This window comes from Candidatus Omnitrophota bacterium (genome assembly GCA_028707125.1).
GTDB lineage: Bacteria > Omnitrophota > Gorgyraeia > Gygaellales > JAQTUX01 > JAQTUX01.
Genome location: JAQTUX010000002.1, coordinates 266,778 through 289,387 on the forward strand (window position 1 = coordinate 266,778; position 22,610 = coordinate 289,387).

General features: G+C 49.7%; 29 protein-coding genes. All 29 read right to left on the reverse strand.

The annotated features are described in order from the left end of the window. Entirely contained in the window at nucleotides 1–975 is a 975-nt protein-coding gene (locus PHR44_07665) for a thiamine pyrophosphate-dependent dehydrogenase E1 component subunit alpha (GenBank protein MDD4910534.1), read from the reverse strand. Nucleotides 976–977: 2 nt separating this feature from the next. Beyond that, nucleotides 978–2,042 carry a radical SAM protein gene (locus PHR44_07670; GenBank protein MDD4910535.1) on the reverse strand — a complete coding sequence of 355 codons (1,065 nt, stop codon included), beginning with the start codon at nucleotides 2,040–2,042 and terminating at the stop codon, nucleotides 978–980. Next, nucleotides 2,014–2,592, reverse strand: coding sequence for an SIS domain-containing protein (locus PHR44_07675; protein ID MDD4910536.1), 579 nt, complete (start codon nucleotides 2,590–2,592; stop codon nucleotides 2,014–2,016). The genes PHR44_07670 and PHR44_07675 overlap by 29 nt, the downstream gene beginning before the upstream one ends. A 31-nt stretch (nucleotides 2,593–2,623) precedes the next feature. Then, nucleotides 2,624–4,159: a PfkB family carbohydrate kinase gene (locus PHR44_07680; protein ID MDD4910537.1), complete on the reverse strand. Its 1,536-nt coding sequence runs from the start codon at nucleotides 4,157–4,159 to the stop codon at nucleotides 2,624–2,626. A gap of 5 nt (nucleotides 4,160–4,164) precedes the next feature. Continuing rightward, on the reverse strand, nucleotides 4,165–5,157 hold the full coding sequence (locus PHR44_07685) for an SDR family oxidoreductase (GenBank protein MDD4910538.1): 993 nt from the start codon (nucleotides 5,155–5,157) through the stop codon (nucleotides 4,165–4,167). A gap of 96 nt (nucleotides 5,158–5,253) precedes the next feature. Next, nucleotides 5,254–5,751: a VanZ family protein gene (locus PHR44_07690; GenBank protein ID MDD4910539.1), complete on the reverse strand. Its 498-nt coding sequence runs from the start codon at nucleotides 5,749–5,751 to the stop codon at nucleotides 5,254–5,256. Then, nucleotides 5,748–6,653, reverse strand: a complete 906-nt coding sequence (locus PHR44_07695; protein ID MDD4910540.1) for an FAD-dependent oxidoreductase — start codon at nucleotides 6,651–6,653, stop codon at nucleotides 5,748–5,750. The genes PHR44_07690 and PHR44_07695 overlap by 4 nt, the downstream gene beginning before the upstream one ends. Further along, nucleotides 6,650–6,886 (reverse strand): glutaredoxin family protein, encoded by a 237-nt coding sequence (locus PHR44_07700; GenBank protein MDD4910541.1) that lies wholly within the window; start codon nucleotides 6,884–6,886, stop codon nucleotides 6,650–6,652. The genes PHR44_07695 and PHR44_07700 overlap by 4 nt, the downstream gene beginning before the upstream one ends. Before the next feature lie 10 nt (nucleotides 6,887–6,896). Further along, nucleotides 6,897–7,364, reverse strand: a complete 468-nt coding sequence (locus PHR44_07705; protein MDD4910542.1) for a ferritin family protein — start codon at nucleotides 7,362–7,364, stop codon at nucleotides 6,897–6,899. An 11-nt stretch (nucleotides 7,365–7,375) separates the two neighbouring features. Further along, entirely contained in the window at nucleotides 7,376–7,846 is a 471-nt protein-coding gene (locus PHR44_07710) for a pyridoxamine 5'-phosphate oxidase family protein (protein ID MDD4910543.1), read from the reverse strand. 141 nt (nucleotides 7,847–7,987) lie between these two features. After that, nucleotides 7,988–8,152, reverse strand: coding sequence for a rubredoxin (locus PHR44_07715; GenBank protein MDD4910544.1), 165 nt, complete (start codon nucleotides 8,150–8,152; stop codon nucleotides 7,988–7,990). A 26-nt stretch (nucleotides 8,153–8,178) separates the two neighbouring features. Then, entirely contained in the window at nucleotides 8,179–8,355 is a 177-nt protein-coding gene (locus tag PHR44_07720) for a hypothetical protein (protein MDD4910545.1), read from the reverse strand. A gap of 18 nt (nucleotides 8,356–8,373) precedes the next feature. Further along, complete coding sequence (locus PHR44_07725; protein ID MDD4910546.1) at nucleotides 8,374–8,718, reverse strand: 4a-hydroxytetrahydrobiopterin dehydratase; 345 nt, start codon at nucleotides 8,716–8,718, stop codon at nucleotides 8,374–8,376. A gap of 64 nt (nucleotides 8,719–8,782) precedes the next feature. Beyond that, nucleotides 8,783–9,958 (reverse strand): FprA family A-type flavoprotein, encoded by a 1,176-nt coding sequence (locus PHR44_07730; protein MDD4910547.1) that lies wholly within the window; start codon nucleotides 9,956–9,958, stop codon nucleotides 8,783–8,785. Between the two features lie 11 nt (nucleotides 9,959–9,969). Next, nucleotides 9,970–10,818 (reverse strand): thiamine pyrophosphate-dependent enzyme, encoded by an 849-nt coding sequence (locus PHR44_07735; protein MDD4910548.1) that lies wholly within the window; start codon nucleotides 10,816–10,818, stop codon nucleotides 9,970–9,972. Then, nucleotides 10,815–12,467 (reverse strand): 2-oxoacid:acceptor oxidoreductase subunit alpha, encoded by a 1,653-nt coding sequence (locus PHR44_07740; protein MDD4910549.1) that lies wholly within the window; start codon nucleotides 12,465–12,467, stop codon nucleotides 10,815–10,817. The genes PHR44_07735 and PHR44_07740 overlap by 4 nt, the downstream gene beginning before the upstream one ends. Next, the gene (locus PHR44_07745) at nucleotides 12,467–13,072 is read right to left on the reverse strand and encodes a redoxin domain-containing protein (GenBank protein MDD4910550.1); all 606 of its coding nucleotides are present in this window, start codon (nucleotides 13,070–13,072) and stop codon (nucleotides 12,467–12,469) included. Before PHR44_07745 ends, PHR44_07740 begins: the two co-directional genes overlap by 1 nt. 53 nt (nucleotides 13,073–13,125) lie before the next feature. Then, complete coding sequence (hcp, locus tag PHR44_07750) at nucleotides 13,126–14,790, reverse strand: hydroxylamine reductase (protein ID MDD4910551.1); 1,665 nt, start codon at nucleotides 14,788–14,790, stop codon at nucleotides 13,126–13,128. Between the two features lie 2 nt (nucleotides 14,791–14,792). Continuing rightward, nucleotides 14,793–15,530, reverse strand: coding sequence for an HD domain-containing protein (locus PHR44_07755; protein ID MDD4910552.1), 738 nt, complete (start codon nucleotides 15,528–15,530; stop codon nucleotides 14,793–14,795). After that, complete coding sequence (locus PHR44_07760; protein ID MDD4910553.1) at nucleotides 15,527–16,357, reverse strand: 4Fe-4S binding protein; 831 nt, start codon at nucleotides 16,355–16,357, stop codon at nucleotides 15,527–15,529. The genes PHR44_07755 and PHR44_07760 overlap by 4 nt, the downstream gene beginning before the upstream one ends. After that, nucleotides 16,326–16,769 carry an Rrf2 family transcriptional regulator gene (locus tag PHR44_07765; GenBank protein ID MDD4910554.1) on the reverse strand — a complete coding sequence of 148 codons (444 nt, stop codon included), beginning with the start codon at nucleotides 16,767–16,769 and terminating at the stop codon, nucleotides 16,326–16,328. The genes PHR44_07760 and PHR44_07765 overlap by 32 nt, the downstream gene beginning before the upstream one ends. 102 nt (nucleotides 16,770–16,871) lie before the next feature. After that, nucleotides 16,872–17,861: an SO_0444 family Cu/Zn efflux transporter gene (locus tag PHR44_07770; GenBank protein ID MDD4910555.1), complete on the reverse strand. Its 990-nt coding sequence runs from the start codon at nucleotides 17,859–17,861 to the stop codon at nucleotides 16,872–16,874. A gap of 64 nt (nucleotides 17,862–17,925) precedes the next feature. Continuing rightward, the gene (locus PHR44_07775) at nucleotides 17,926–18,669 is read right to left on the reverse strand and encodes a ZIP family metal transporter (protein ID MDD4910556.1); all 744 of its coding nucleotides are present in this window, start codon (nucleotides 18,667–18,669) and stop codon (nucleotides 17,926–17,928) included. A gap of 87 nt (nucleotides 18,670–18,756) precedes the next feature. Further along, a complete protein-coding gene (locus PHR44_07780; protein MDD4910557.1) occupies nucleotides 18,757–18,927 on the reverse strand; it encodes a hypothetical protein in 171 nt (56 codons plus the stop codon). A gap of 25 nt (nucleotides 18,928–18,952) precedes the next feature. Then, nucleotides 18,953–19,387, reverse strand: coding sequence for an S-adenosylmethionine decarboxylase (locus PHR44_07785; protein ID MDD4910558.1), 435 nt, complete (start codon nucleotides 19,385–19,387; stop codon nucleotides 18,953–18,955). A 72-nt stretch (nucleotides 19,388–19,459) separates the two neighbouring features. Next, nucleotides 19,460–19,831 carry a hypothetical protein gene (locus tag PHR44_07790; protein ID MDD4910559.1) on the reverse strand — a complete coding sequence of 124 codons (372 nt, stop codon included), beginning with the start codon at nucleotides 19,829–19,831 and terminating at the stop codon, nucleotides 19,460–19,462. Between the two features lie 143 nt (nucleotides 19,832–19,974). Next, nucleotides 19,975–21,267, reverse strand: a complete 1,293-nt coding sequence (locus PHR44_07795; protein MDD4910560.1) for a glucose-6-phosphate isomerase — start codon at nucleotides 21,265–21,267, stop codon at nucleotides 19,975–19,977. Between the two features lies 1 nt (nucleotide 21,268). Beyond that, a complete protein-coding gene (locus PHR44_07800) occupies nucleotides 21,269–21,565 on the reverse strand; it encodes a glycine zipper domain-containing protein (protein ID MDD4910561.1) in 297 nt (98 codons plus the stop codon). A gap of 17 nt (nucleotides 21,566–21,582) precedes the next feature. Then, complete coding sequence (amrS, locus tag PHR44_07805) at nucleotides 21,583–22,593, reverse strand: AmmeMemoRadiSam system radical SAM enzyme (protein ID MDD4910562.1); 1,011 nt, start codon at nucleotides 22,591–22,593, stop codon at nucleotides 21,583–21,585. Nucleotides 22,594–22,610: the final 17 nt, after the last annotated feature.

A 22,610-nucleotide genomic window follows, 5' to 3' on the forward strand; every position in this document is an offset into this window, starting at 1 on the left:
TTAGTATACCCCCTTATATAATTCCTTTTCTTCGGGATACGGACTGCCCAGGGCGAAATCAAGCGCCTCGGAGATCTCTTTATCCGCCTTCTTTTCCAGCCCTGCCAGTTCCTTCTCTTTAACCAGGCCGTTTTTCAAAACATGCTGCCGGAATTTCTTCAAAGGGCATTTCTTAAACCACTCCTCAACTTCCTCCGCGTCCCTTAGCCCTTTTTCAATATCCGTTTCCGGCCCCACGTGCGTCTTCCATCTGTAAGTCCGCGCCTCGATCAAAGAAGGCCCCCGGCCGTCCCTGGCCCTGCCGATACACTCCTTCGCTGTTTTATAAACCTCCAGGACATCGTTGCCGTCTATGCATTTACCGGGTACGTGAAAGAAATCGGCTATTTTATAAATGTCTATATTTGCCTGCCGGTCTCTCTGAGGAGAATTCGTGGCGTAAGAATTATTTTCACATACAAAAACCACCGGCAGTTTCTTTAACGCGGAAAAATTCAGCGTCTCATAAAATACGCCTTCGTCCACCGCGCCGTCCCCGAAAAATACCGTGGTGACCCTTTTGTCTTTTTTCATCTTTGAAGACAACGCCGCGCCCGCGGCTATGGGTATGCCTCCCGCCACTATAGCGGAGGTGCCCATTATCCCATGCTCCGTTGACACCATATGCATGGAGCCGCCCTTGCCCTCAGAACAACCGGCGCTTCTTCCGTAAAGCTCCGCGAACATGGAATCAAGCTGCATACCCTTGGCAATTAAATGGCCGTGATTGCGATGATTGCTGAAAATATAATCATCCTTCCTCAGGTTGGCGCAGAAGCCCACCGCGATAGCCTCCTGCCCGATGCACAGATGGACCGGGCAGCGGATCTCCTGCCCGGGATAAAGCTCGATCACCTTCTCTTCAAACCGCCTTATCTTTACCAGGTAATAATATAGATTTTTAAGGACGGCGGGGCCGACCAGCGGATTCTTCATCTCTATATGAAATTTACGTGCTCCGGAGGGTTTTTCAGGTCCCAAAGGTACCTGTTTATCTCATCCAGGCGGCAGACCTCGCGGCAATCCTCAATACGCCACTTTTTATCCATCATTTCCTTTACCTTTTTTCTCTTTTCGCCCTTCCAGATATCCTCAAAGCCTTCTTTGTAAATATTGCCGTAGCGAAAACGCTCGTCGCCTAAAAAGGCGCTGCAGGCATAAAGGTCGCCTTTTGAAGAAAGGTAGGCCCAGAACGGAAGCCCGTAGCACTTACGATATGTCTTCTCCTGGTCGATCTTAAGCATGGTCCTTTTCCTGAATATAACCCTGAAATCATCATCAACGTATTTCTTAAGTTCGTTTTCCAGGAATAAGAGCTTTCCATAATCCAGGTCTGTCTTAAGGCGGTTGATGCTCGAGGGATGCTGGGAATAAGGTTTTATTGTCAAATAATCCGCCCCTATTTCTTTCAGGATGCCGGCCAGCGTTGTGACTTCATCATAGTTCTCATTCAAAAGAAGGAATTGGACCCCCAGCGTGCACCTGTGCCCCCTGGATTCTTTCTCTCCGGCCGCCTCTTTGATGTTATCAATGACCCTGTCAAAATCCTCCGGTTTTGTCCCGTGAATAGCGGCGTATGTCTTCCTTGTCCCCGCGTTAAGGCTTATCCTGAACCAGCTGAGGTGAGGAAGTATCTTCAGCGCGATATCTTTAGACAACAAAACGCCGTTAGAGGTGATCGATATATCCAGGCCGCCGGCCTTCGCGTGCGCTATTAATTCCGCGATATCCTTATGCAGCAACGGCTCTCCCTCGCCGGCAAACATTATACTCTTAACCCCTCTCCTGGATATATCCGTTAAGAACTTCTTAAGCGCGGATGTCTCTAAAAAGACGGGCTTATATCCCAGATAATCAAGGGCGCAGAACATACAACGGTGGTTGCAGCTTCCGCAGGGCGCTATTTCAACGTAAATAGGATAAATATCCCTGCCGTTAAGCCAGTCCGCCACCCTTTCAGGATGGAAGGCAAGCTTATGGCTGTCTATGCGGTATGTGTCCATGATCTTGTATATTATCGGCTATAAGATGGCAGATCGCCAGATGGCTGATCTCTACGAATCCGTAAGAGCGTGAGGGGACATAGAAATTTATCTCCCCCATCTTCCTCAATGGATTATTTTTATCAAAACCTGAGAGCGTGGCTATAAAACAACCGCGCTTTTTTGCCTCTGCCGTGGCGTTCAGTATATTTTTGGACCTGCCTGAACTGCTTATAGAGAACAGGATATCGCCTCTTTTGGCAAGCATCTTAACGGGCACCTGAAAGACATGCTCATATCCCAGATCATTGCTAAGACAGGTGATAAGCGAGGTATCGTTAAAGGCCACCGCGGGTACGCGGCAGTTCTTAAGAAAATCCGTGGATATGTGGCTTGCAATAGAGGCGCTGCCTCCGTTGCCTATCAGGATGACATTGTTGCCCTTTTTGCCCTGCTTGATGATTACGCCGACTATCTTATCTACGGCCCTGATAAAAGGAAGCGCCTTTCCCTTTCTATCTTTTACCTCTGTCTTACCAAGAGTTTCATTTAGGTCTTCAAAGTATCTCATAGTTTTCCTCTACACACGTAAGTGCGGGGTCTCATTTCAATAATGTGGTTATATACTTGAACAACGGCGCCGGCTCAACCGAGGCCTTATTACCCACGATCATCACCTTCATCGCTCCGACGGCGTTGCCTATAAAGCCGACGGCCTCTATCGGCATATTATTAAAGACGCAGGGCGCGGTTATGGAAAAATAGGCGTCGCCCGCGCCGATCCTGTCCACTACTTCCTTGGAAAATACGGGGATCTCCGTAAAGCCGTCTTTCTTAGAATAAGCCAGAGAACCCTTGTGTCCCCTGGTAATGATTATCTTGCCGCAGCTTAGCCGCCTGCTCATATCTATAATGATCTTTTCCAGGTTGGAAAACCTGTCCTGGAAAGCCAGGCGTATCTCCGGCTCGTCTATGCACACATAGTCGGCCCTGGGAAATTTCGTGATCAGGTTAAACCCTATGTTGGAGCTGTTGGTCTGGACATTGACCGCGAGAAACTTTGCCTTCCTGGAAAGAACATCAACTATAGCCGGAGTGATCAGCCCGTGGCCGAAATCCGTGGCTATTACCATATCAAATTTCCTAAGATTGGCATTAAGGTAGCCGACTATTTTCTTCTCAATATCTTTGGAAAGGCGCGGGGTTCCGTCAAGATAGCATATCTCAAACAACTTAGTCAAAAAATTCGGGTCAACAAACCTGCGTTTGACTATCGTATGCGCGTCCCGGCAATTATAAATGTTCGGCTTGATGTTTGGTTTTAAATGCCCGGCAATAAAATCCCGGTAATCATTCTTCGTTCCCGCGCAGCTGAGAAGCGAGGCCTGCCTGCAGAACCCCGCCAGATGATTGGATGCCGCCAGTACCCCTCCGGCAAAGATATCTTCGTTTAGAAACCTGGCCGCGATTATGTTGTCCTTCTGCGTCTTTGCCATGCCGATGCAATAATGGTATTCATCTATGATAATATCGCCTATGACCAGGACCTTTACCTTTTCTACATCCTTAAGCGCCTTTATCAAGCCCTGCGCGCTATAGCGCTTTTTGAACCTGGAAAAGAACTCCTTTGACTCCTCCGGATGGGGGGCAAGATAGGCGTTTATAAGCGACGATGAGCTGAATGTTATCTCGTCGGTAAAATGGATAACGCCGCCTACGGCCTTGACCGCCTCCTCTTCCTCAAGGATCTTTCCCGTTACGTCATCCTGCCTCATGGCGTAGTCACTGCCCTTAACGTAAAAGCGCGGCTTTAATCTTTTTATGGTTTCTACCGCTGTAGGCCATTCATTGACAGCCACAAAATCAACGCACTCTATCGCGGCGATGCTCTCCGCGCGCAGGTTCTGATTAAATACCGGCCTGCCCGGGCCCCGGTTCACATACTCGTCCTTAGTCAGGGTAACCACCAATATATCGCCCTTTTTACTGGCGGCCTCAAAATGCTTTATGTGCCCTGGGTGCAGCAGGTCAAACACACCGTGGCAATGCACTACCTTCCTGCCCTTTTTCCTCAATGACGCCAGGATCGCGGCAAGCTCATCTATCGTCTTGATTTTATTGTGCGCGTCTCTTAACATATTCTTCACCTGGAAAGGTATCTGAACCAGTCCTTCGTGGCCTCCTCGATCTTCTCCGGAGTCCACACAGGCGCCTGCTTCCAATAGTCGATCTTATTCAACATCATCTTTACCCCCTCTTCAAAGGAAACAGAGGCCTGCCATCTTAACATTTTCTTGATCTTTAGAATATCCGCGTGCGTGCGGTCCGGCTCGCCCGGGCGCTTTGGGACATAAACCGCTTCCCCTCCCATAAGTTTTACCAGATGGTTAACGCTCTGCGGGCTGCCTGAGCCGACATTAAAGATTTCTCCTTCTATGCCGGACGAAGCCGCCTTTACGAAGGCATCAGCCACATCTGTGACAAAAATAAAATCCCTGGCCTGACTGCCGTCACCTACTATCGTAAAGGGCTTACCTGCCAGTTTCTGCGCCAGAAATACCCCAAAGACAGCGCCGTAGGCGCCGGATGTCCTTGAGCGCGGCCCGTAAACATTAAACAGCCGAAGCGATACCGCGGGCAGCTTATAAAGCTTAACCCAATGCGACAGGTACTGTTCGCCGATATATTTTGTAAGGGCGTAAGGGTACATCGGCCTTATCGCCGCTGTCTCGGAAGTGGGAAATTTATCGGGTATGCCGTAACAGGAAGAAGAGGCGGCGTAGACAAAGCGCCTGGCGCCGTTCAGGCGCGCCGCTTCTAAAACATTGACTGTGCCGTCCACGTTGGCCCTATGGTATTTAAGCGGCTCCTGGACCGAGGGCACTATATCGGCTAATGCCGCCAGATGGAATACCCAGTCAACCCCCTCAAAGAACGGCTTGATCTCAGAGAAATCAGACACGTCTGCCCGCTGAAAAAGCAGATTCTTGTTGCCTTTAAGGTGGTTGAGGTTCTCTATCCTGCCGTTGGATAAATTATCCAGGACAACCACTTGATGGCCGTCTGCCAACAGGCGCTCTGCCAGATGGCTGCCGATAAAACCCGCCCCTCCCGTAACCAAAGCACGCGCTTTCATAAGGATATTATTTTATATCAATATGCCAATAATGTCAATAAAATAGGGACAACGAATTCTGCGCGCCATCCCTGTTTAGCAGAAGCTTAACTTCTTTTATTTTAAGCGGTTATAGAGATTGACCAGATAAACGCCTATACCGAAAGCGCTGCCCAGGGCGGCCAGCCCCACGTCGCGGACCTCCCCTACTCTGTAGGGCAGAAAGTACTGAAACGTTTCATCTATAGATGAAACCAACAGGCAGAAAAAAAATGAGAATACAACAGAGGCAAGAACACGCTTGTTTCCTATTGTATCCCTTAAGGCAAGCCATCCTAAAACGCCGTATTTCATAATATGCAGGCGCTCTTCAATTATATGCATCTGTGAAATGTAGATAAGCGCCGATAAAAGAATCGGAAGCAACAATAACCTCGGGCCTTTGATAACCGTCCTGAAAGACAGGGCTGCCAATATAATAAAAAGGACCCAAAGCAGGGCCGCTATCCCGGGATACCCTATAATATCTAATAAGAAATTCATAACCTGCCTCATAAAAGAGGCAGAGATAAAGATAAAAGAAGCAAAAATAAGCGTTATCTTAGACGGCTTCATTTCTGCTGCGCCAGATACCTGAATACGCTCAACGCCGCCTTGGAGCCCTCGCCCGCGGCAATGATGATCTGTTTTTCCGGCACATCTGTAACGTCTCCGGCGGCGAATACAGCCGGGACATTAGTCCTGTTATAGCAATCAACCTTTATTTCGCCTTTTTCGTTTTTATCTATGTCTTTGGCGAATTCGGAATTGGGTATAAGCCCTATTTCCACGAAAACACCCTGCACGTCAATGGTTTTCTCGCCGCCATCGCTATGTACCTTGATCCCGCTTACCATCTTGTCCCCGAAAACAGCGCTGACCCTGCTATTATTAAGCAATGAAACCTTTTTGTTCCGCTCAACCTTTTCACGCATTATGGCGTCTCCGTCTAACTGCGCGCCTATATTGACAAGATAAACGTGGTTGGCGATGTTCATCAGCTGTAAAGCCGCGTCAAGGGCGGAATTGCCGCCGCCGATAACGGCTACGTCCTTTTTGTGAAACAGAGGCGCGTCGCAGGTAGCGCAATAAGTAAGCCCCTTGTTCTTGAATTCCTTCTCTCCGGGCACATCAAGCTCTCTTGACCGCTTTCCGGAGGCGATTATTACAGTCCTTGCTTCGTATGTCCCTTTGCTGCTGCCGACATATATGGAACCGCGCTCACTCTTGAGGCCGGTTATCTTCTCGCCCTCTTTCAATGTTATATTGAACTTGCGCATATGCTCTTCAAACTTTGCCGCAAGTTCCGGCCCGGTAATAAATTGATACCCCGTATAATTCTCTATATCACCGCTTAAAGCGGCCTGGCCGCCCATGTCTTCGCTGACTACCAGAAGGTCCATCCCTTTGCGCGCCGCGTATACGCTTGCCGTTATGCCCGCGGGTCCCGCGCCTATTATGATCAGATCATGTATCATAACCCTAATGCCCGGCTTATCCTTTCTTTATCAAACCCCACTATGATCTCGCCGTCTATATCCAATACCGGGACACCCATCTGTCCCGACTTGCTGACCATCTCCTCCGCCATCGCCTGGTCCCGCGATACATCAATATCCTCAAACTCAATGTTCCTGTCCTTGAGGAACTGTTTGGCGCGCGTGCAGTATGGGCACGTCGGCGTGCTATATATCATAACCTTGCTTGGCATGATAAACCTCCTACAACTTCTTTCTTAATTCTGTCAATTTATTCAAATGCCCCCGCTCCTGCTTGATCAATCCATCAATTAAGCCCTGCTCCCTTTTTTCTACACCCGTCTTCATGCCTTCGTAGAAGACGATGGATTCTTTTTCAAGCCCTATGCCCATATCAACCGCCTCTTTGTCGGTTTTTATCTTTCCGGCGATCTCCGCGCCTTTGCCCCTTCGCGTAAACACATATTTTGCCGCTATCGCGTTCATATAGGCGAAATACTCCTGCGGATATGCCTCCCTGGGCTCGTATTGATGCGCCGCCCGCAGTATCTGCTCAAATGTCTTTATGTGTTTTTCTTCCGCCTCAGCGAGATACTTAAATATCCCCTTCGCCTCAGCGTCAGGCGACCGCTCAAACAATGTATTGTAGAAATCTCTCCCGTTCTCCTCTATCTGGATCCCCAGCTCCGCTATCTCTGCCGCGCTGAACATTCCTCTCCTCTCTAGCCCTGCTGTTTTATATGATGGGGCGTAAGATTCACGATCTCCTTTACATCCATGACAATCATATATTCGGGAGTAGGCAAGGCGACTTCGGGATGCCTGGGATGTCCTTTTTGCCCGCTGATATTCTTCAACACCCTGTGCGTTATCCGTTGGGTGATCTTGGCCTCCCACTCCCTGATGATGTGGGGCTGGAGCCGGTCCTCTCTTATTACCTTAGCCACGCCCTTAAGGCAGAAGCCGGCGAACTTATGCTCATCCACAGCGGTAATAGACATACGCCTGTTATGCCTGAGGTTTTCGTATGTCCTCTCTTTGTACAGGTCCAGCAGATAAATACGGCCGCTGCCGTCTATCTTCACTATGCCCTTGCAGGAATTATGGGGCGTGCCGTCCCTGCCGACTGTAGAAACTATGACAAAATTCTGGCTTCGCAAAAAATGCGCTATGTTCTCGTTCAATCTTTTCATGACAACACCTTTATGCTGATGACTGGCGGGCAGTTTTGCGTCTTGCCCAGGACATGATACTACAGCCCTCTTTACAATGTGTAACGGGCCTGATCATCCATCTGATAATCGCCATCATCTCAATCTCACCCCCCTTATAATCTATCCCTGCACCTTCTCAAACAGGTCTTTGCCTACGCCGCACTCAGGGCAAACCCAATCGGCTGGCAGGTCTTCAAAGGCGGTCCCCGGGTTGACGCCGTTGGCCGGGTCTCCCGCCGCCGGATCGTATATATAACCGCATACGGTACAACGATACTTCTGCATGGCCTCTCCCTCCTATAATGCCGTTGCTATTTTTCCATTTCCCGGATCTTCTTCTCAAGCAACTCCTTGTGCCTATATTCTTCGTTGCTTAAAAAAACGCAGATATCCTTTATTACCGGGTGCTCGACTCCCAGCCGTTCATAAAACTCCATTGCCTCTATTTCCTTGGACAACGCCAATTCCAATGCCTCGCTCGGTACCATCGGCCCCTCCTCCCGGATCTAAATGACAGCGTCTATCTTAGCTGCCATGATAAAATCGTTCTCGGATAAACCCTTTACGGCATGGGTAGACAGGGTAATCCTGACTTTGTTATAGGAAATGAATATATTGGGATGGTGCCCTTCGTTTTCCGCCAGTTCCGCGACCTTATTTACAAAACTCATTGACTCTTTGAAATCCTTGAATTTAAATTCCTTCTTTATTTTTACCGCCTCTTCCAGCTCCCAGTCCTGCAGCGCGGACGCGTACCCCCTTGCCTGTTCTTCAGGCATAGCAAGGCCTCCTGCTTCACAGGGCCGGCATTTCTTAACCCGCAACAACTCTGCTTCTCTATTATCTGTCATAACTGTCTTCCGGATATTTACTATAAAATATAACGCTTCTTTTGTAAAGCGCAAAGTGCCGCGCTTAACCGCGGGTATATCCGGCTATCTTTCTGCCGAACTCAAAACACTCTGATAGCTGCCCGGGCGTGGGGACGTATCTTATCTCAATACTGTCCAGCACCTCTATGTTCATCTTTGTCAATTCTTCATTTATGGCCTTTACAGCCCCTTTTCCCCAGCCGTAGCTTCCGAAAGATGCGGCCTTTTTGTTTACCGGCCTTATCCCTTTAAGAAAGGTCATAAAGCCGCCGACCGTGGGATACATCCCCATATTTAAGACGGGTGAGCCGATGGCTATTATCCGGGACTCCATTATATCCGCCATTATCTCGCTCCAGTCGCTGGAGCGCAGGTTAAACACCGTAACATCCACGCCCTCCTGCTCAATGCCCCGCGCGATCTCCTGCGCCATCTTATCCGTGCTCTGCCACATCGTATCAAAGACGATCGTGACCTTTGGCTCCGCCTCTCCGCTGCTCCAGCGCTTGTAGGCGTCAATTATCTTTCCGGGGCCGCGCCAGATCAAGCCGTGGGCAGGGGCTATCATTTTCAAGTTGAGCTTCATCTTTTCCAGCTCTTTGAGTTTATCCTGCGCCAGATTGGAATACATGCTTACTATTACCGCGAAGTACCTGGCCGCCTCGCGCATGACCACATCTCCTAATTCGTCGTCAAAACGCTGATGGGTCGCTATATGCTGGCCAAAGGCGTCGTTGGTGAACAACATCTCTTCTTCTTTTACATACGTAAACATATTGTCCGGCCAGTGAAGCATGGCGGCTTCAATAAACTCAAGCGTCCTTTTGCCCAGTTTTAATGTATCGCCTGTCTTTACGGCCTCGGCATTCCAGTCAGTACCGAAGTGCGACAGCAGGCCGTCCTTGCCCGCCTTAGTGGCGATGATCTTCGCGTTTACGGCGTATTTTTTAAGTTCCGGCAGGCATCCGGCATGGTCGCGCTCTGAATGCTGGCAGATGATATAGTCGATCTTCGCCGGGTCAACGATCTCCCTTATCCTCTCCAGCATAATATGCTCAAAACCATTCTTCACCGCGTCCACAAGCGCGATCTTATCGTCTATAATAAGATAGGAGTTATACGTTGTGCCGCGCGGCGTAGTGTAGGAACCGCAAAAGCGCAGATTCCAGTCGATCGCTCCTACCCAATAAATATCTGGCGCTATCTTTACTGCCGGCATACCCTGTCCTCCTATATATTCTTTTCCAGTAATTGCCTGATCTTGGATCCTCTATCTACTTGCGCGCCGTAATCCCGAAACGGCTCTTCAAATGTCGCGGCTTCCTTCTTATAAAATGTCCCCAGGGCGATCGGCGCCTCTTTGTTATAATCCCACTCCCTTATTTTTTGCAGGGCGCCGTCATAGTTACGCGGGTCATGGTCTTTTAGTTCATACGCGTGCCTGGTATAATACTGATACATATTGTAGAAGGTAACGCATACCTGCAATACGTCTACCAGGGAAAATCCCTTGTGCGCCAACGCCTCCTTAAAAATACCCTTAAGAAGCTCTATGCCGTGGGAATAACCCCTGGCAAGGAAGGTGGCGCCGCTTGAAAGCATAAGTTCGAGGGGATTTATGGGCAACTCCCTGGTGCCGAACGGCGTGGAGCGGCCCCTGAAACCCAACGGCGAAGTAGGTGTATATTGGCCGGTTGTAAGCCCGTATACCCGGTTGTTGTGTATGATCATTGTTATGTCTATATTGCGTTTAGCGGCAAATATGAGATGCTCCAAGCCCTCCCCGTAAGCGTCTCCGTCTCCGGCGAAGCCGATTACCTTTAAATCAGGGTTCGCCAGCTTTATGCCGATGGCTACCGGCACAACCCTGCCGTGTATGGAATAAAAACTGTTGACGTTGATATAATCAACTATCTTAGCGTGGCATCCTATGCCGGAAACCAGGACAACCTTCTCCAGAGGGAAACCCTCATTCCTCAACTCATCAAGTATGGCCTTGACAGCATTAAGGATGGCGAAGTTTCCGCAGCCCGGACACCAGGTATTTACGGCGTAAGTGCCTAAGTCATTCTGGCTCATCTCATCGCCTCGCCTAATCTGGATTCTAACTCATCCAAAGAAAACGGCCTTCCATCGTATTTCAGTATCATTTTGTCAACCTTCAGGCCGCGCGCTGACATAAGGCCCGCGAGCATTCCTGTGGCGTTATTTTCCACGCAGATTACCTTTTTGGCGCCTTTGAGCGCTTCACTGAACTGCTTTAAGGGGAACGGTGAAAGCACAAGCGGCTGTATCACCTTAAGCCCCAACTTTTCCGCTGCCTCAACGCATACACCTTTATTAGAGCCCCAGCAGACAACCGCGCATTCAGCAGAAGGATTACCGTACGCCTTTACCGCTCTATATTTCTCCAAATCCTGCGCCAGGTATTTCTCCTTGCGCAGGCGCTTATCGTAAGAAGAGGTGATCGTCGCGGGATCTTCAGTGGTTATACCGTAGTCATCGTGCTCATAACTGCTGGCCTTTATAACCGCGCCTTTACGCGGGACAAATGCCAGGGGAGAAACCCCTGTTTCCGTATTCAGGTATCTTTTATAATCACCGTCTTTATCCCATAAGAGCGGCGGTTCCTCTTTTACGCTGTCTACGGCGGATGCCTCAAAGCTGAATGTTGCCTCGTTTAATGTCTTATCGGTCAGGACAAAACACGGTATCTGGTATTTCCAGGCGATGTTTAACGCGACCGCTGACCAGTAACAGGCCTCTTCCGCGTCTCCGGGGGCTGTTACAAGCCTCACAAACTCTCCGTGACCGGCGTTTAGAACAAAATTCAGGTCTGCCTGCGCCGTATATGTGGGGACCCCTGTGGAAGGGCCTGGCCGCTGCCCCATGACAATAACTACGGGCAGCTCTGCCATACCCGCCAAACTCAACCCTTCATTCATCAGGCAGAAGCCGCCGCCTGAAGTGCCTACGGCGGCCTTCTCTCCGCAATAGGCGAAACCCAGCGCCATTAATATCACGGAAATCTCGCTTTCCGGATGAACCACCTTTAAGGAAAACTCCTTTGAAAGCCCGGCGAGAAAATGCAGGACGCCGGAAGAAGGTGTCATAGGATAGGCAATGTATGACTTAAGCCCTGCCTTAATAAGGCCTAAACCGATCGCTTCATTACCTGTAAATAGAGAAAAAGGCGCCTGAGATATCGCCGGCAGGGCAAGCGACTCTTCTGTTTCGTTGTAACCCCGCAAGGCGATCTTGATATTCAAATCGGCCTCTCTGGGAATATGTTTCTTAAATACCTCCTCCAGAATATCCTGTTTTATTCCCGCCGCCCTGCAAAAGGCGCCTATAATGCAGGAGTTGCGCATTATCGCGGAGCCGCCTTCTTCCTTGATCATCTTTTCTAAAGGCAGGCCGCTGCCTTTTGACTTAACCGTATCCGAATCATAGACTATCAGTGAGTTATCTTTAAGGCGGTGTTTGTGAAGGTCCACCGTATCCTGATTTAAGGCGAGTAGAACGTCTATCTTATCACGATGAACAGCGATCTTTTTCTCAGACGCCCGGATAATAGCAAAGTTATGCCCCCCTCTTATAAGTGAGGGATAGTCCAGGTATACATATATACGCCAACCCAGGCGGTTGAGCAGATGCGCGATAAGGGAGGCGGCCTGGTTTATGCCCTCCCCTGCCTTTCCGCCGATAAGAACCGAGAAATCAGCCATTATTTTAGATTGTCTGCGACCTTACCTACCATCTCTTTACCGGGTGTAAGTGTTTTCTCTCCCGGCTGCCATCTCGCGGGGCATACCTGCGCGGGATTCTCCCTGACATGCTTGAACGCCCTGAGCTTTCTTAATAATTCATCGGAATTCCTGCCTACCGGAAAATAATTCACCTCTGAGGCAACGAGTTTTCTATCGGGATCAACAATAAATGTGCCCCGCAATGCCAGTCCGGTTGACTCGTCGTAGACCCCGAAGGTCTTGGAGACAATATGAGTGGGGTCTGCCCCCATGGGGTACCTTATACCGGCCAGCAGCGCCTCAGATCTCTGCCAGGCGTAATGCACAAAATGAGTGTCGGTGCTCAGGGAAATCAACTCCGCGCCTTCTTTCCTGAGTTCTTCGTATTTTTCCGCCACATCAGCAAGTTCGGTGGGGCAGACAAACGTATAATCGGCAGGATAAAAGAAAAGTATCAACCAGTTGCCCCTCTTGGAGATGTCCGTGAATTTGATCTTAGCGAAATCCTTCTTCTCGGTCAGGTAAACATCTATCTCGAACTCAGGGATCTTATCGCCTATCTTTAATATATTGATCTCTTCCATAAAGGGCCTCCTTCCCAACACTTTTATATCACCGAATCAGGAAAATGACAATATTATTTTCCCTGCAGCGCCGCATCCAGGTCCTGCTCCGCGGTTGAGATCGGCTTGATACCAAACTTTTCTACCAGTACCTTAAGCACATTCGGCGAAACAAACGCCGGCAGCGAAGGGCCTAATCGTATGTTCTTGATGCCCAGGGCAAGAAGCGTGAGAAGAATGCACACCGCCTTCTGCTCATACCAAGATAAGACCAGCGACAAGGGAAGCTCGTTAACTCCGCATTTGAACGCCCCTGCCAGGGCAAGCGCTATCTGGATGGCGGAATACGAATCATTGCACTGGCCGCAGTCAAGAAGCCGCGGTATGCCGCCGATGTCCCCGAACTCCAGCTTGTTAAACCTGTATTTACCGCAGGCAAGCGTAAGTATTACCGTGTCCCCGGGCGCCTTCTCGGCAAATTCAGTATAATAGTTCCTGCCTGACTTTGCCCCGTCGCAGCCGCCGATAAGGAAGAAACGCCTTATCTTGCCTGCCTTGACCGCATCTATCACTTTATCGGCAACGCTAAGAACTGCGTTACGGGCAAATCCCACCAGTATCTCCTTATCTTCCCTGTCATCCTTAAAGCCGCCGGCCTCAAGCGCCTTGTCAATGACCGCGCCGAAATCCTTTTTTCCGCCTTTGCCTTCTATATGCTTGACACCCGGCCAGGCAACCAGGCCCGTGGTAAATATCCTGTCCCTATAAGAATCCCCGGGCCTCTGGATACAGTTGGTGGTCATAAGGATACTGCCGGGGAAATCATTAAACTCCCTTATCTGGTCCTGCCAGGCGCCTCCGTAGTTGCCCGCCAGATGCTTATATTTCTTCAATCCGGGATAGCCGTGCGCGGGCAGCATCTCTCCGTGGGTATATATGTTTATGCCTTTGCCCTCTGTTTGCTTCAACAACTCCTCCAGATCAAGCAGGTCATGTCCTGAAACCAGGATCGCCGGCCCCTTCCTCACGCCCAGTGAGACCTTGGTGGGTTCGGGATGGCCGAAACGTTCAACGTGCGCGCCGTCAAGCAACTCCAGGCACTTCAGGTTCACCCTGCCGAAATCCATGATCATGCCCAGTAGATCATCCGCTTTCAGGCCATCCCTCGTAATAAAGGACAGCGCCTTATAGAAGAAAGAGATTATTTCCTCATCCTTCTTACCTAATATATAGACGTGGTCCGCGTAAGCAGCCATGCCTTTGAGGCCGTAAACAAGGATCTCTTTTAAGCTTCTTATGTCTTCATCAAGCGAGGGGTCGGACATTATGCCTACTTCCTTACCCTGATCTATGAGCCCTTCCAGCGTATCAGCCGGCTCCCAATCGGTCTCCGCGGCAAGCTTACCCCTGAATTCCGCGCCGTGCTTATCTTTATAGGCCTTAAGAAACAGGCGCCTATTCTTCTCCTTCAGCTCGTACGCGCTCAATAAAAGCCCGCGTAATCTTTCCGGGTCAAAATCCACGTTGGTAACCGTGCTGAACAGGCCTTCAATTATAAAAATGTCGGTAGCCTCATCTCTTACGCCCAGCTCTCTGGCGGCATTCCCATAGACCGATATGCCTTTTAAAGCGTATATAAGCAGGTCCTGGAGCGCTGCCGTCTCCGGTTTCTTCCCGCATACGCCCGATACCGTACAACCCTTGCCGCCTGCCGCCTGTTCACACTGATAGCAGAACATACTCATCGCCTTCCTCCTTGTAGATATATTTCCTCAGCTAATTTTTTGCCTGTGGCCGTAAGAAATATCTTGTTGATCATCTCTCTCAGTTTATCACTATCCCCTGTCTTGACCTCATCCTTAAGGTTGACCAGCCAGTCGGCATCGTACAATACCCTGAAATTATCCGTGTTAACCTTTCCGGGTGAATGATGATTGGCTATTATGAGGCATATTTCATCTATGTCCTTTTTCTCCAGCCCCATACGCCTTAAGGTCTCCTTCGCGATCGCTGGGCCCTCCCTTTCCTGATAATGGCCTGCCGATGAGCCGTATTTTTGCTCTGCCGCCTCTATCCCCACATCATGCAGCAACGCGGCAGGTATCACTATATGCCAGTCCGCCTGCTCCTTCCTTAGTATCTCCTCGGCATAGTCCATAACCTTGCGCGCGTGCCTTATCCTCTTCTTATCCTGCCCAAAATAATTCTCTAAGGCCTTTATTATTTTATCTTTAAGCATTATGGATTTGTTTTCCAGATACCTGGCATAAAGCTTATCCCCAACGCATTCCCTGGCATACTTGCACCAGTCAAGGCAGCCGGCTGTATCCCCCTGACGCATAACCTCCTTCTTGCAGGACGGGCAGATCGCCCTGGCCTCATCGCTCCATATCTCCATCTCCTGTTTGCAATAAGGGCAGTTTATAATTTCCGGCACCGGCTGTTTGAACCTGCCCGCGCCCGGGCATTCCAGCATCATTTTAATCTCTCTCCCTGAATGCTTATAATCGCTTCCTTAAAAGGCACCTTCTTCCCGGAATCGGAAATCACCGATTGGATAACGCTTACCAGCCCGAAACAACAGGGCACCTCCATATGGGCGTATGTTATGGATTTTATCTCGTTGTTTTGCAGGATCTGGGCAAATTTTTCCTTGTAGGACTCTACATCGTCTAATTTAGGGCAGCCCACCAGCACAACTTTGCCCTTCAACAATTCGTTATGAAAATCGGCGTAGGCAAACGGCACGCAATCCGCCGCTATCAGCAAGTCCGCTCCCCGCAGATACGGCGCGAAGGGAGGGACCAGGGTGATCTGTATCGGCCACTGCCTGAGCTGCGGCTCCATATGCCCGGCCGTGGCTGGCGAGGCGGTTTCATTCCGCTCTTTCCTGAAATCCATTAGTTTTGAGCCGGGGCAGCCGGAACGCGCGGCATGCGAGGGCTTACTTAAATCAGGCACCTTTATATTATTCTTCTTAAGATAATCCACTGCCTGGTTAAAATATACCGTCTGATCATGCTCCTTAAGATGTAAAAGGTGCGCATTGATAACATTCCCGCCCTGTTTTGCCACATTTGCCATAACCTTGTATTCATCATATTCCTCTGCCTCCCTTTCCTCTATTGTTATCGCCCCTTGAGGGCAGTGGCCGATACAGGCACCCAGCCCATCGCAGAACAGGTCGCTTATGAGGCGCGCCTTTCCGTCTATGATCTGCATCGCCCCCTCCGGGCAGTTGGGGACACACAGGCCGCAGCCGTTACATTTTCCTTCATCGATCTTTATGATCTTTCTCCTGGGCATCTCTACGCCCTCCTTCTTTTACCAAAGAAGCTATGGTTATGGATCTTAATTCAGATGCCACATACCTGCCGATAGCGTCGATTTTCTTTTTTAAAACACATTCTTTGGTATTAGGACAAATGTGCTTTTTCAGGGTGCATTCGTTTAACTTGAACGGGCCCTGGAATATATTTATCAGGTCGGTAATAAATATCCTCTGAGGCCTGACCGCGAGCCTGAATCCGCCTGCCTGCCCCCTGATAGATATAAGCAGTCCCTCCCTATTCAGTATCTGAAGTATCTTCCTTAAAAAAGGCCGCGGTATCTTAAGGCGGCTGACAAGGTCGCTTGCAGGGATTAATGCCCCTTTCCTGCCCGCTATGAACACAAGCGCCCTGACCGCGTAATCCGTATTCCTGGTGATCAGCTTCACTCCCTTCTCCTTTCAGTTCTTGATAAATGATACCATAATAGTATCATTTGTCAAGAAAAAAATAATTTTATTTAACCGGCAACGCCTGTCTGGGATCACGCGTCAACTATGTTTCTTCAAACGAATGCTGTTAAGCATCAACATGATCAGAAGCCAGGAAGCGCATACCTTGATATAGCGCGGCATAACCTCTCCCGCCCCACCCAGCGCGCTCTTCACATCAATCCCCGAGGCCAGATAGATCTGATTAAGCAATAACCCCAATACTATTGAACAAACCGCGATAGACGCCAGATATATCGCTACGGACCTCATTCCCAGGAACCTGCCGGTGGTAATTATGCCGGCGATATTGGTTGCCGGTCCGGCTAAAAGGAATACCAGCGCCGCTCCCGGGCTCATGCCTTTTGCGATCAAGGCGGCGGCTATAGGGGTTGAGGCTGAAGCGCAGATATAGAGAGGGATGCCTATTATCAACATTATGAACATCGCCTGCCAGTTATAACCGAGATACCCCTCAATTAATCTCTGCGGGACAAAATACGCTATGATGCCGGCCATTATTATGCCGAAGGCAAGCCATACCGCGATATCCGCCAGCAGGTCTACAAACGCGTAACGCATACCGTATTTAAATTTCTCGATTAAATTGTGGGTATGCGCCTCTTCCTCTTCGCAGAAAACGCAGGAACCCGGCCTGATTGATGAATGCGCCCCGTCTTTTCTGCCGAAGATATTCTCCGTGATGCCGGCGATAATAGCCGTGATAAAGGCGGCCGCCGGCCGGAACACGGTCATTATGGGGTCCAGTAACGCGTAAGACAGGGCGATCGAGTCCACGCTTGATTCAGGCGTTGAGATCAAGAAAGAAAGCACCGCGCCTCTGGACGCGCCGTTCTTTCGTAAAGATACGGCTGTGGGGATCACGCCGCAAGAACATAAAGGCAGGGGAATGCCGCAGACAGCCGAAAGCAGGACTGATTTTATCCCCCGGCCGCCCAGATGCCTGGCGATCTTGTCTTTATTTATGAACATCTGGATCACGCCGGAAATAAAAATACCGAAAAGAAGGTAGGGGGCGGCCTCTTCCATAGTATGCCAGATCTCCCCAATCAAGCTTTCTATAACGTAACCGATATCCGCCATTCTTAATGTATTAATGATTATGGAAAAAGAATTTCATTACCCACATAATAAGCAGCCCGAAGAGAAAAAACGCCACGGAAAGGTTCGCCCGCTTGAAAGGGCCGTGCTTACGCAGCTCGGGTATGAGGTCGCAGGTGGAGATATACAAAAATCCTCCGGCCGCGAACGGCAGTATGAATAGAGAGAACTGCCCTGCCTGACGGGAGAAATAATAGCCGATCAACGCCCCAAGCACAGCCCCCAGGGCGCAGATAAAATTAAAAGCAAGCGCCTTGAAACGATGGAATCCGCCGTAAACCAGGACTCCGAAGTCGCCTATCTCCTGCGGTATCTCGTGAAAGATGACCGCGACCGTGGTAACGATGCCGAAATGGATCCCCGCGTTAAAGCTGGCGCCGATCATTATCCCGTCTATAAGATTGTGTATGCCGTCGCCGATGAGGTTAAGATAAGTAAAGATATGCACATCACATACGCCGTTGTGGCAATGGTGCCAGTAAAGGTATTTCTCCAGGACAAAAAACGCGGAAAACCCCAGAATACAGGAGCCAAAAACTAAAGGAACGCTGAGATGCTCAAATGCCTCCGGCAATAAATGAAACAACGCTCCCCCGATAAGCGCCCCTGCCGACAGGGCGATCAATAGGATGAGGGCCCTGTTCAGGATCTTCTCATTAAGCATCAGGCTGAATACGCCTACCAGAGAAACCAGGCTTACCACTAAAGTAGCGCCTATCGCCCAAACCAGATTCATTATACCGCCTTATTATAAATCCCAGCCTCAACTGCCTTCTGAAGCTGGGATCTATACATCTTGCTTAAAATCGGGACTACAACCTTCTTATTTCTTAAGGTCCTTTACCTTGTCTTTGCTGACCACCCTCCAACATTCATGGGGGCCGTTGGGTGATTTGGCAACGGCGAAACACCTGCCGCCCTTCTCTCTGATCTGATATTCGGTGGTCTTGAATTTATTTTTCGTCTTTACATCAAAGAATTCAATTTCCTGCATCTCTTCCTCCTTTAAGTTGCCGGCGCTATTTGTAATAGTCCAATCCCCTCTTTATAAAACGTTCGTCCATCCGCCTGGGTTCAAAAAACCTTCTGACGAACTGCCTTGCCTTTTGGATATCAAATTCCTTGCAGCAATAGATATCTATACTGATGAAGTTTTTGGGGCTCAGGGTATGAATTACTATTGAGCTTTCAATAAGCGGGACCCAGCCCGAAAGGCCGGCCTTATCGGGGAACCTTACCCCGTCGCTCCTGAATATGTCCGGCGGGGCCTGCTTTTCCATTCCTAAATAACCTACGATCTCATCAAGGAACTGATAGCAGGTATGCAGGTCATCGCATACGCCGGGCTTGCAGTCATAAAGGTCAAGCAGCAGTTGATACCCGAAAACAGCCTTGATCTTTGGCTTCAGGTTTATCGCTGCTTCCTGCAGAGCTGCTGCGCTTTCTCTTGCCATGTTTTTTATAATAAGTCCCTTCCTCTATCTGTGGTATATAATAAAACTAAGAAATAAAATAGTCAAGAAAAATTATTGGGGCGAACCCGCCGCCCCGGCTTCCTTACGCGACCAATCCGACAGGAGGCCGTCTTTGTCAAAATAAACATAGATCTTCCCGGTATTGAAAAACTCCAGCGGATACCTGTAAAGCAGCCTCAGGCCGCCTTCATGCCGGCCCTCCAGGACCGGCTCGCCGTAAATATTTATGAACCTCTCCCGCGGCATGCCTCTTGCGATCTTTCCGTTTTTGATGTCGGAGGCAAGCAGATCAAACTTGGCTTCCTGCCTGCCGACCTGCCGTTGCATACTGCCCTGGCTTTCTCCCAGCGCCTTAAGCGTCATCAGCGGCCGGCCGCAGCCTGAGAGCATAATACAGAAACCAACATATAGAACTCTAATCATATTGAATCTTAAACCCTAAACTCTAAATCCTAAACCCTAAATAAACCCAAAACCCAAAATTCCAAACCCAAAACGCTATTGCTTTGTAATTGCGTGTTTTGAGTTTTGTGTTTTGACATTTGAGTTTGTTTAGAGTTTAGTGTTTAGGGTTTAGTGTTTTCCCTACCCAGCAACTCAAACATATTCTTTTTATATGCCTCAACACCCGGCTGATTAAACGGGTTGACACCCTGTATATACGCCGATATCGCTACCGCCTTTTCAAAAAAGAAAAACAGCGAGCCCAAAGAATACGCGCTTCTGTCGGCAATCTTGATTGACATATTAGGCACGCCGCCGTCCATATGGGCCTTCCTGGTGCCCACGCGCGCCTGGTTATTGATAAAACTGAAGCCCTTGCCTTTTATATAGTCCAACCCGTCGATGTTTTTGTCCATGGCGGGGACTTTAATTTCCCTCTTGGGCTTTTCTACGGCCATAAAGGTCTCAAACAGGTTCCTCGCGCCCTCCTGTATCATCTGGCCTATAGAATGCAGGTCCGTGGTCAAAACACACGACGCCGGGAATATGCCTTTGCCCTGTTTGCCTTCGCTCTCGGCGAAAAGCTGCCTCCACCACTCCGCGAGATAATACAGGCAGGGATTGAAACCGGAAAGTATCTCTATATTTTTTCCCTTACGATAAAGCAGCTGCCTTGCCGCGGCGTACCTGTAGGAAATGTTTTTCTCAAGGTCAAGCGCGGAACAAAGATCTTTCATATCAGAGCCGCCCCTAAGCAGTTCCCTTATGTCTATCCCCGAGGCGGCCTGCGGCAATAAACCTACGGGGGTGAGCACGGAAAACCTGCCTTCAACGTCCTGGGGTATGAAAAATTTCCGAAAGCCCTCTGAATCGGCTATCTTCTTCAGCGTCCCCTTTTGCCTGTCCGTTGTGCAGATGATCCTTTTCTTGAGCTGCCGGCTGGAATACCTCTTCTTCATATAGTTATATATCACCCTGAACGCGGCTGCCGGCTCAAGCGTCGCGCCTGATTTGGAGATCACATTTACGCAAACATCCCTGCCCTTTAGCCCGTCCAACACATCCTGAAGGTAATCAGCGTCAAGGTTAATGCCGGCAAACACGACCTTAAGCCCCTCAGGGCGGCAAAATTCCAAAGCAGCCCGCGAACCTAAGTAAGACCCGCCGATCCCTATGACTACCAATACCTCGCTTGTCTCCCGAATCTCTCCGGCGCAATTCTCAATATCTCTGATCAGCTCATCAGGCGTATCATCCGGCAGATCAAGCCAGCCCAGGGAAGCCCCGCCTTCCCCGGTTCTGTCGATAAGAAGCTCATGCGCCCGTTTTACTTCACTGAAAATAGAAGCAAAATCTCTGCCGGATATAAAAGGCGATAAATTACCACAATCTAGCTCTATCCTGGTCTTCGGCATTCTACTTTTGGATCGGTTTTAATTCCGCGCCGTCAACAGGGCAGTATTTAACGCCCTCTTTATACCTTTTGCCGCATACCGGGCAAAACTTGGCATCCATCTGTTCTCCGATAAGCGCCCCTGCCGCGGCGCCGCCCAAGCCTCCGATCACAGCCCCCTCCATCGTATTCCCCGATTGGTGCCCTATGATCGCGCCTAACCCCGCGCCGGCCGCGGCGCCCACGCCCGCGCCCTTCTGAGTAGTGGTGCATCCGGCCATAACTACCGCCAGAACAATAATAAATATTATTCTTTTCATATCAACCTCCCTTTCTTCTAAAACAAACCTTCGACCCTGGTATTGCAGGACGGACACAAGCCGCCCTTAAGGTTATTCCGGGAAACGCTGAAACCCTGCCTTTTTATAAGAACGGTATTACAATTACCGCAGAATGTGTCTTCCCTGCCTCCGGGCACATTCCCGGTATACACATACTTAAGCCCGGCCGCCTTCCCTAAACCATACGCCATCTCTAACGTCTCAACGGGAGTGGCCTCCACATCATTCATTTTGTAATCCGGATGAAACCTTGATATGTGCCAGGGGATCTCCCTGCCGACGGAAGCGATGAACGCGGCGGCCTCTCCCAGCTCTTCCTTTGAATCGTTAAGGCCGGGGATGACCAGCGTTGTCACCTCGACCCAGATGCCGATCTCCTTCATATGCCGTATTGATTCGCATACCGGCTTAAGGCGCGCCTTGCAGACCTTGCGGTAAAACTCGTCGGAAAACGCCTTCAGGTCAACGTTGGCGGCGTCAAAATAACCTTTTGAAAGATCAAGCGCCTCCCGGGTCATATAGCCGTTTGTCACAAGGATATTAAGCAGCCCCTCTTTTCCGGCAAGCCCCGCGGTCTCATAGGCGTATTCAAAGAAAATCGTGGGCTCGGTATAGGTATAGGAGATGCTGGCCGCGCCGCCCGCCTTTGCCTGCTTCACTACCTCACGCGGCGGCATTCTCTGCGCCTTGTCATCCCCGCCTTCACTGTACCCTGTCTGTGAGATCTGCCAGTTCTGGCAAAAACCGCACCTGAAATTACAGCCGTATGCGGCTATGGAAAAGGATTTAGAACCCGGAAGCACATGAAAGAGCGGCTTTTTTTCTATAGGGTCAAAATTCGCGGCCGCTACATCAGCGTAAGCGTAAGTATAAAGCCGGCCTTTTTTGTTCTGCCTGACGCCGCAGAAACCAAACTCACCGTCTTTTATCAAACAACGATGGGAACACAGAAAACAGGAAACGTCATTGCCGGAAACCTGCCTGTAAAGCAGCGCCTCACTGCGCATTTGAAAACAGGGACACA

Bases quoted from the DNA above. Each gene is read 5' to 3' on its own strand.
- PHR44_07690 (MDD4910539.1), bottom strand. From the start codon at position 5,751: ATGAAGCCGTCTAAGATAACGCTTATTTTTGCTTCTTTTATCTTTATC.
- PHR44_07730 (MDD4910547.1), bottom strand. From the start codon at position 9,958: ATGCCGGCAGTAAAGATAGCGCCAGATATTTATTGGGTAGGAGCGATC.
- PHR44_07770 (MDD4910555.1), bottom strand. From the start codon at position 17,861: ATGGAAGAGGCCGCCCCCTACCTTCTTTTCGGTATTTTTATTTCCGGC.
- amrS (MDD4910562.1), bottom strand. From the start codon at position 22,593: ATGCGCAGTGAGGCGCTGCTTTACAGGCAGGTTTCCGGCAATGACGTT.
- PHR44_07745 (MDD4910550.1), bottom strand. From the start codon at position 13,072: ATGGAAGAGATCAATATATTAAAGATAGGCGATAAGATCCCTGAGTTC.
- PHR44_07715 (MDD4910544.1), bottom strand. From the start codon at position 8,152: ATGCAGAAGTATCGTTGTACCGTATGCGGTTATATATACGATCCGGCG.
- PHR44_07665 (MDD4910534.1), bottom strand. From the start codon at position 975: ATGAAGAATCCGCTGGTCGGCCCCGCCGTCCTTAAAAATCTATATTAT.
- PHR44_07695 (MDD4910540.1), bottom strand. From the start codon at position 6,653: ATGATACATGATCTGATCATAATAGGCGCGGGACCCGCGGGCATAACG.
- PHR44_07735 (MDD4910548.1), bottom strand. From the start codon at position 10,818: ATGAGCCAGAATGACTTAGGCACTTACGCCGTAAATACCTGGTGTCCG.
- PHR44_07720 (MDD4910545.1), bottom strand. From the start codon at position 8,355: ATGGTACCGAGCGAGGCATTGGAATTGGCGTTGTCCAAGGAAATAGAG.
- PHR44_07740 (MDD4910549.1), bottom strand. From the start codon at position 12,467: ATGGCTGATTTCTCGGTTCTTATCGGCGGAAAGGCAGGGGAGGGCATA.
- PHR44_07670 (MDD4910535.1), bottom strand. From the start codon at position 2,042: ATGGACACATACCGCATAGACAGCCATAAGCTTGCCTTCCATCCTGAA.
- PHR44_07700 (MDD4910541.1), bottom strand. From the start codon at position 6,886: ATGCCAAGCAAGGTTATGATATATAGCACGCCGACGTGCCCATACTGC.
- PHR44_07675 (MDD4910536.1), bottom strand. From the start codon at position 2,592: ATGAGATACTTTGAAGACCTAAATGAAACTCTTGGTAAGACAGAGGTA.
- PHR44_07790 (MDD4910559.1), bottom strand. From the start codon at position 19,831: ATGATTAGAGTTCTATATGTTGGTTTCTGTATTATGCTCTCAGGCTGC.
- PHR44_07685 (MDD4910538.1), bottom strand. From the start codon at position 5,157: ATGAAAGCGCGTGCTTTGGTTACGGGAGGGGCGGGTTTTATCGGCAGC.
- PHR44_07725 (MDD4910546.1), bottom strand. From the start codon at position 8,718: ATGACAGATAATAGAGAAGCAGAGTTGTTGCGGGTTAAGAAATGCCGG.
- PHR44_07680 (MDD4910537.1), bottom strand. From the start codon at position 4,159: ATGTTAAGAGACGCGCACAATAAAATCAAGACGATAGATGAGCTTGCC.
- PHR44_07775 (MDD4910556.1), bottom strand. From the start codon at position 18,669: ATGAATCTGGTTTGGGCGATAGGCGCTACTTTAGTGGTAAGCCTGGTT.
- PHR44_07705 (MDD4910542.1), bottom strand. From the start codon at position 7,364: ATGTTCAGCGCGGCAGAGATAGCGGAGCTGGGGATCCAGATAGAGGAG.
- PHR44_07755 (MDD4910552.1), bottom strand. From the start codon at position 15,530: ATGATGCTGGAATGCCCGGGCGCGGGCAGGTTCAAACAGCCGGTGCCG.
- PHR44_07785 (MDD4910558.1), bottom strand. From the start codon at position 19,387: ATGGCAAGAGAAAGCGCAGCAGCTCTGCAGGAAGCAGCGATAAACCTG.
- PHR44_07710 (MDD4910543.1), bottom strand. From the start codon at position 7,846: ATGAAAAGATTGAACGAGAACATAGCGCATTTTTTGCGAAGCCAGAAT.
- PHR44_07760 (MDD4910553.1), bottom strand. From the start codon at position 16,357: ATGCCCAGGAGAAAGATCATAAAGATCGATGAAGGAAAATGTAACGGC.
- hcp (MDD4910551.1), bottom strand. From the start codon at position 14,790: ATGTTCTGCTATCAGTGTGAACAGGCGGCAGGCGGCAAGGGTTGTACG.
- PHR44_07795 (MDD4910560.1), bottom strand. From the start codon at position 21,267: ATGCCGAAGACCAGGATAGAGCTAGATTGTGGTAATTTATCGCCTTTT.
- PHR44_07780 (MDD4910557.1), bottom strand. From the start codon at position 18,927: ATGCAGGAAATTGAATTCTTTGATGTAAAGACGAAAAATAAATTCAAG.
- PHR44_07800 (MDD4910561.1), bottom strand. From the start codon at position 21,565: ATGAAAAGAATAATATTTATTATTGTTCTGGCGGTAGTTATGGCCGGA.